Origin of the sequence: Streptosporangium sp. NPDC002524, from assembly GCF_040295985.1 — a bacterium.
In the GTDB taxonomy this organism is placed as follows: domain Bacteria; phylum Actinomycetota; class Actinomycetes; order Streptosporangiales; family Streptosporangiaceae; genus Streptosporangium.
Genome location: NZ_JBEOWK010000025.1, coordinates 129,901 through 136,635, shown reverse-complemented (window position 1 = coordinate 136,635; position 6,735 = coordinate 129,901). Strand labels below are relative to the sequence as shown.

General features: G+C 72.1%; 7 protein-coding genes. 3 read left to right on the top strand and 4 right to left on the bottom strand.

Going from position 1 to position 6,735, the window contains the following annotated elements:
• Positions 1–500, bottom strand: a 500-nt coding sequence (locus ABT053_RS33960; RefSeq protein WP_350974740.1) for a CoA-binding protein, incomplete at its 3' end; no start/stop codon positions are given.
• Between the two features lie 166 nt (positions 501–666).
• Positions 667–1,830, bottom strand: a complete 1,164-nt coding sequence (gene sucC, locus ABT053_RS33955; protein WP_350974738.1) for an ADP-forming succinate--CoA ligase subunit beta — start codon at positions 1,828–1,830, stop codon at positions 667–669.
• A 99-nt stretch (positions 1,831–1,929) separates the two neighbouring features.
• On the opposite strand from sucC, the gene ABT053_RS33950 reads away from it, so the two are divergent.
• From ABT053_RS33950 to ABT053_RS33940, 3 genes are all read left to right on the top strand, one after another.
• Positions 1,930–3,225 (top strand): MFS transporter, encoded by a 1,296-nt coding sequence (locus ABT053_RS33950; RefSeq protein ID WP_350974736.1) that lies wholly within the window; start codon positions 1,930–1,932, stop codon positions 3,223–3,225.
• 127 nt (positions 3,226–3,352) lie between these two features.
• On the top strand, positions 3,353–4,102 hold the full coding sequence (locus tag ABT053_RS33945; protein WP_350974734.1) for a GntR family transcriptional regulator: 750 nt from the start codon (positions 3,353–3,355) through the stop codon (positions 4,100–4,102).
• A 764-nt stretch (positions 4,103–4,866) separates the two neighbouring features.
• The gene (locus ABT053_RS33940) at positions 4,867–5,058 is read left to right on the top strand and encodes a hypothetical protein (RefSeq protein ID WP_350974732.1); all 192 of its coding nucleotides are present in this window, start codon (positions 4,867–4,869) and stop codon (positions 5,056–5,058) included.
• A 55-nt stretch (positions 5,059–5,113) separates the two neighbouring features.
• Here ABT053_RS33940 and ABT053_RS33935 read toward each other — a convergent pair whose 3' ends face one another.
• Entirely contained in the window at positions 5,114–6,217 is a 1,104-nt protein-coding gene (locus tag ABT053_RS33935; RefSeq protein ID WP_350974730.1) for a TerC family protein, read from the bottom strand.
• Complete coding sequence (locus ABT053_RS33930; protein WP_350974728.1) at positions 6,214–6,735, bottom strand: hypothetical protein; 522 nt, start codon at positions 6,733–6,735, stop codon at positions 6,214–6,216. The genes ABT053_RS33935 and ABT053_RS33930 overlap by 4 nt, the downstream gene beginning before the upstream one ends.

Below are 6,735 nucleotides of genomic sequence, written 5' to 3'. Positions count from 1 at the left end.
AGCTGGTAGGTCAGCGTGCCCGACTTCGAGACCAGGCCGATGCGGCCCGCGCTGGTGATGTCGGCCGGGATGATCCCCGCGTTGGAGGCGCCGGGACTGATCAGCCCCGGGCAGTTGGGCCCGATGATGCGGGTCCCGCCGCCCGCCGCCCGCGCGTGGGCCCAGAAGGCCAGCGTGTCGTGGACGGGGATGCCCTCGGTGATGACCACGCAGAGGCCGATCCCCGCGTCGACGGCCTCGACGACCGCGGCCTTGGCGAACCTCGGCGGCACGAAGACCACCGAGACGTCCGCGCCCGTCCGGGCGATCGCCTCGGCGACCGTGCCGAACACCGGGACGCCCCGCTCGGCGAAGTCGACCGTGCCGCCGCCCTTGCCCGGCGTGACCCCGGCGACCACGTCGGTGCCCGCCGCGAGCATCCTCGCGGTGTGCCGCCTCCCCTCCGCGCCGGTCATGCCCTGCACGACCACCTTGCTGTGGCCGGTCAAGAAGATCGCCATGCTTGCCACTCCCTCTCCGTGCTCGTCGCGTGCCCTCCGTGGGCAAGGTCCGTGCTCGCGTGCCCTCCGCGGGCGGGACCGGCGGGCTCGCCTGGTCCGGTGGGTCCGGTGGGTCCGGTGGGTCCGGTGGGTCCGGTGGGTCCGGTGGGTCCGGTGATGGGCCCGCTCATGCCGCGGCGAGCCTGGCCGCCTCTTCGGCGGCGCCGTCCATGGTGGTGACCTGGCGGACCGCGGGGTGCCCGGCCTCGGTGAGGATCCGGCGGCCCTCCTCGGCGTTGTTGCCGTCGAGCCGCACGACGATGGGGCGGCTCAGGCCTCGGTCGCCGAGCAGCCCGAGCGCGGAGACGATGCCGTCGGCCACCGCGTCGCAGGCGGTGATGCCGCCGAAGACGTTGACGAGGACCGACCTGACGTCGGGGTCGGAGAGGATGATCTCCAGGCTGTCGGCCATGACCTGCGCGGACGCCCCGCCGCCGATGTCGAGGAAGTTGGCCGGGCGGACCCCGCCGTAGCCCTCCCCCGCCTGGGCGACGACGTCGAGGGTGCTCATCACCAGCCCCGCGCCGTTGCCGACGACCCCCACGTGACCGTCGAGCTTGACGTAGTTGAGGCCCTTGGCCCTGGCCCGTGACTCGAGGCCGCCGTCGCCGGGCCCGGCGGTCAGCGCCGCGTGCTCGTGGCGGAAGGCCGCGCCCTCGTCGAGGCTGACCTTGCCGTCGAGGGCGAGGATCGTGCTCCCCGCCGTCCACACCAGGGGGTTGACCTCGACCAGCAGGGCGTCCTCCGCCACCATGACCCGCCAGAGGCGGACCAGCACCTCGGCCACCGCGTCCCGCAGGTCGGAGGGGAAGCCGGCGCGGGTCACCAGCTCGCGCGCGGCGCCCTCGTCGATCCCGGCCAGGGGGTCGACCGGCATCTTCACCAGCGCCTCGGGCCTGGTCGCGGCCACCTCCTCGATGTCCATGCCGCCGTGGACGGACGCCATGGCGAGGAAGCACCGGTTGGCCCGGTCGACGAGGTAGGCCACGTAATACTCCTCGACCGGCATCGTGGCCGTCTCCACGAGCACGGTCTCGGCGATGTGGCCCTTGATGTCCATGCCGAGGATCCGCCGCGCCTCCCGCTCGGCGGAGTCGGGGCCGGGGGCGGGCCGCACGCCCCCGGCCTTCCCCCTGCCGCCGGTCTTCACCTGGGCCTTGACGACGACCGGGGTGCCGAGGCCGGCCGCGATCGCGCGGGCTCCCTCGGGGGTGGCCGCGACCTCGCCGACGGGGACGGGGACCCCGTGCCGCGCGAAGAGTTTCTTCGCCTCGTATTCGAACAGGTCCACGCGACCTCCCTGGATACGGTTCTTGTAGACGGTATACCGTATGGAAATCTAGCCGTCCAGGCCTCGACAGGGACTCCGGGGGCGGATATTCCATACGGTATGGAGAAGACGCAGCTCGTACGAGACTGGCGGGGACGCGATTACCTCGTCGGCGACACCCCGCAGGATCTGATCAACCGTCCCCGGTCGTGGATGTTCTGGCTCCCCTGGGCCGCCATGGCCTCCATCGGCGCCATGCAGTACGGCTACGCGGCGGCGGTGCCCGCCCTGGCGCAGGCGCGCGGCTGGCCGCTCGCCCCGGCCCTGGCTCCGCTCGCCGTCTGGATCGTCTGCCAGGCCGCGGTGGCCCTGCCCACCGTCCTGCTGCTGCGGCGCGGCGCGCTCGGGATCCGCCTCGCGCTGTGGGCCGGGGCGCCGCTCAGCGCCGCGGCCCTGCTCACGACGGCCTTCGCCCGCGACCTGCCCACGGTCCTCGCCGGCTACGCCCTGCTCGGCGGCGTGGGCGCCGGGCTGGTGTACGGCGCGTGCACCGAGGCCGTCGCCCGCTGGTACCCCGAGCGCCCGGCCGCGAGGGTCGGCCTCACCACCGGCGCCTTCGCCTACGGCACGGCCCCGCTCGCGGTGGTGGCCGCCCTGGACGGGGGCGCGCTCCAGCCGCTGTTCGCCGTGGCCGCGGCCGTCGCGCTGGTCGCGGTGGGCCTGGCGGCGGCCTTCGTACGCCTGCCGCCGCCGCACTGGTGGCCCGCCCACATCGACCCGCACGCCTGGGCCGACGACCGGGTCGCGCTACGCAGGGAGCCCCGGGCCGTGCGCCAGTTCTCGCTGAGCCAGGCGCTGCGGACGGGCTCGCTGCCCACCCTGGTGTCGATCCTGGTCTGCGCGGGAGCGGTCTCCATCTTCGACGTGGTCGCGCTGGCGACCTCCGGCGGCTTCTCTCCCTGGGGTGCGGTGGCCCTGCTCCTGGTGCTCAACGGCGCCGGACGCGCCTGCGCCATGCTCGCCGCCGAGGTGACCGGGCGGGGGCGCACGCTCAGCGCCGTGCTCGCCCTGCTCTGCCTGGGGCAGCTGCTGCTGGCCTGGGGGGCGGTGACCGGGTCCGCCGTCATGATCCTGGTCGCGACGGTGCCCGCCGGCCTGGGCGGGGGCGCCTTCTATCCCCTCATCGCCAGCCTGGTCCGCGAATACTTCGGCGAGAGGCACACCGCCTCGATCCACGGCGTGGTCTACAGTGCGAAGGCGGTCGCCGGGCTCGTCGGGGTCGGCCTCGCCGCGCTGGCCCTCACCTCCTCCGGCCACGCCGTGGCGTTCTTCCTCGCCGCGGGCCTGGTGCTGGCCGCCGCGACCCTCAGCGCCACGCTGCGCCAGCCGGGTCATCCGGTCACGCTTCCCGGGTGAGCCATGATGTGATCAGGCTCACCACGGCGACCCTGTCCGAAACTGTATACTGTAGGCAGTCGACAACAGACAATGGGCTGGCCGGACGAGGGGCCGCCATATTTTCTCATCCTGGAGCTGAAGACACATGGTGCGGTCGGAATTGGCGAACTCGGGAGCGGCGCCCAAGATCCCGCGCCCGACCACTCTCCGGGAGAGCGTTTTCGAGGCGATCCTGGAGCTCATCGTGAACGGGAGCCTCAGTCCCGGCCAGCACCTCGCGGAGAGCGAGCTCGCCGAGCTGCTCGGCGTGTCGCGCCAGCCGGTCCGCGAGGCGCTGCAGATGCTCAGCGGCGAGGGCTGGGTCGACCTCCGTCCCGGCCACGGGGCGTTCGTGCACGCGCCGACCGTGCAGGAGGCCGACCAGCTGCTCGCCGTACGCGCCCTGCTGGAGACCGAGTCGGCGCGGCTGGCCGCGCTCAACTCGGACGCCGCGGGCGTGGCCCGGCTGCGCGAGGTGTGCGCGCGCGGGCTCCGGGCCCTGGAGGCGGACGACATCGACGCCTCGGTGGCGGCCAACTCCGAGTTGCACGCGCTGATCACCGAGCTGTCCGGCAACGCGGTGCTGGCGGAGCTGGCCTCACAGGTCTCCCGCCGCGTGCGGTGGTACCACACGCCGGTGGCCCGCCAGCGGGGCCGGGACTCCTGGGAGGAGCACGACCAGCTGATCAACGCCATCGAGGCGCGCGACGAGATCAGGGCCGCGGAGATCATGCGCGACCACACCGAGCACACCCGCTCCTCCTACCTGGAGCAGCGGGCCGCCGAGCCCGCCGAGCCGCAGGAGCCCGCGCCCGCCGCCCGCCGCCGGCGCCCGCGCTCGCTCAGCGCGAGCTGACCCTCCCCCGGCCCGGCTTCCCCGACTCCCCCGGCTTCTCCGCTTCTCGGTCCCTCGGCGCGAGCCGGCCCTCCCCGGCGGGCGCGGGCCGACCACGATCCCCTTCCTCACCCTGCTCGCGCCGGTCCGGTCCGGCGCGAGCCGTCTCCTCCCGTACGGATCCGGCACCGGTACGTCCCCGGCACGTCCCCGGCACGTCCCCGTACGGGCCGATCACCGGAAGCCCTCTCGTGCCGGTCCGATCCGGCACGGGACGGTCTCGCGCGTCCCGGGCCGTAAAGGCGCACCCGGGAAGGCACGCTCGAAGAAGCACGTCCTTGGAAACGCGCGTCCGGGAAAGGACACCCAGGAAAGCACGTCCGGCAAAGCACGTCCGCGAAGCACCTCCGGGCAAAGCGGGTCCAGGGAAGTACCTCCCGGCAAAGCACGTCCGGGCAAAGCACCTCCGGGAAGCACGGAGGAACCCGTGCGGACCGGCGCCCGGACCCGTGCCCGCCGCATTGACGATCAAAAGAAACCGCGCCGGATAACCCAGCGGATCGGCACCCGTGAATCCGTGTCGGCCGCGGCCGGTTAATCCATCCCGGCCGGGTCCGGAAAAGCGCGATCACCTCGCGCGGACCGGCACCGGATCCACTCCCTTCCGAGCCGTTCCGGCGCGATCCCAGCAGCTCACGGACCAGTTGACACAGAATTCACGGTTGGCCCGTTTGAGTGAAACACCCAGGGCAGATACTGAGCGAAAGAATTGGTGGTGATGATCGATGAGAGCGTTTCTCAACAGGTTCCGCTTTCTCATCTCTGGACCGGCGGGCTATTCCGCCGACGGCCGGATGATGGGGCTCGGCCTCGCGACGGCCATGCGGAAGTACGGCTCGGCGGAGAACGCCGAGCGCCATCTGCGCCGCTGGGCGGCGGCCGAGCAGCGGACCGACGGGATCGACGTTCCGAAATGAGCGAGCGGGAGGTCTCCGCAGGGGAGACCACCCGCTCGCGACGGCCGGCCGCGCCTCAGCCGTCCGCGTGCGCCTCGCTCCGCCTCGCGGCGGGGCCAGGGGGATCGGTGTCGCCGGGAGAACCGGGAGAGCCGGGAGAGCCGGGAGAACCGGAGGGGTCGGCCGCCGGGCCGGTCGCCGGATCCTCCGCGGAGTCGTTCTGGCCCACCGGGGTGCGGCCGCGGTCGTTCCTCGACTTGACGAGGCTCGCCACGGTGGTGACGGCGAGCGTGCCGACGATGACCCCGAGGGAGACCAGGATGGGGATCTCCGGCGCCCAGGAGACGCCGTCGTGGTGCAGCGCCTCGAAGATGAGCTTCACGCCGATGAAGGCCAGGACGATCGACAGGCCCTTGCTGAGGTAGACGAGACGGTCGAGCAACCCTCCGATCAGGAAGAACAGCTGCCGCAGCCCCATCAGCGCGAAGGCGTTGGCGGTGAACACCAGGTAGGGCTCCTTGGTCAGCCCGAAGATGGCCGGGATGGAGTCGAGGGCGAACAGCAGGTCCGTGGTCCCGATCGCGACCATCACGATGAGCATCGGGGTGACGGCGCGGCGGCCGTCGACCATCACGGAGAGCGACGAGCCGTGGTAGGTGTCCGTGGTGGGGACGACCCGCCTGACCGTGCGCAGCGCGATGTTCTCGGAGAACTCCGCCTCCTCCTCCTCGTGGCCGATGAGCTTCCACGCGGTGTAGATGAGGAAGGCGCCGAAGATGTAGAAGAGCCAGTCGAAGCGGGTCACGGCCTCCGCCCCGGCGGCGATGAAGGCGCCGCGCATGACGAGGGCCAGGACGATGCCGATCAGGAGCACCTTCTGCCGGTAGCGGTCGGGCACCGAGAAGCGGCTCATGATCAGCAGGAAGACGAACAGGTTGTCGACGCTGAGGGAGTACTCGGTGATCCAGCCGGCGAAGAACTCACCGCCGTACGACGGCCCCGTGACCACCAGCAGCCCGATGCCGAACGCGACGGCGAGCGACACGTAGAAGATCACCCAGAACGTGCACTCGCGGAACGTGGGCTTTCGCGGGTTGCGCGCCACGAGGTAGAAGTCGATGGCCAGCACGAGACCGAACCCGGCGATCGTGACCAGCCACACCCAGGTGGGAATGTTCAACGCGCTCCTTTCCGTGCGCGGCGGCGTTCCTTGGCGAGCCACAGCGCCTCAGCGTGCTCAACGTAGGCGGCGAGGAGTTCGCGCGCCCGCGGATTGCGCTCTCTCAGGCGCATCAACCAGTGGGGCATGAGCCTCTCGTGCAACCAGAGGAAGCCGATCGCGAAGCCGAGGCTCACCATGGCCTGGTAGGCCAGGAATCCCGCCACCCCGCCCGGCAGGCTGACGTGACCGAAGACGGCGAGGCCGGTGACCGTCTCCTGGAACAGCCGGGCGAGGGGGAAGCCGGCCAGCCAGTACAGGCCCGCGGGGGCGAACACCCCCGGTCTGAACAGGTTCTGGCCGAGCAGGATGGAGTATCCGGTCCCGAGGAGCCCCAGGGGGAGGGCGAGCGTCAGCGCGGAGATCGCGGCCCAGCCGGCGGGCTGCCCTGCGAGCAGGGTCAGCCCTCCGGCCACGGCGCCGGCGACGACTCCGATCAGCGCCCCGGGAAGGGCGAGTTCAGCTTGTCGCGTCGGCAC

Excerpts from the sequence above, each read along its gene's own strand:
- ABT053_RS33950 (WP_350974736.1), top strand. The coding sequence starts at position 1,930 with ATGGAGAAGACGCAGCTCGTACGAGACTGGCGGGGACGCGATTACCTC.
- ABT053_RS33945 (WP_350974734.1), top strand. The coding sequence starts at position 3,353 with ATGGTGCGGTCGGAATTGGCGAACTCGGGAGCGGCGCCCAAGATCCCG.
- ABT053_RS33940 (WP_350974732.1), top strand. The coding sequence starts at position 4,867 with ATGAGAGCGTTTCTCAACAGGTTCCGCTTTCTCATCTCTGGACCGGCG.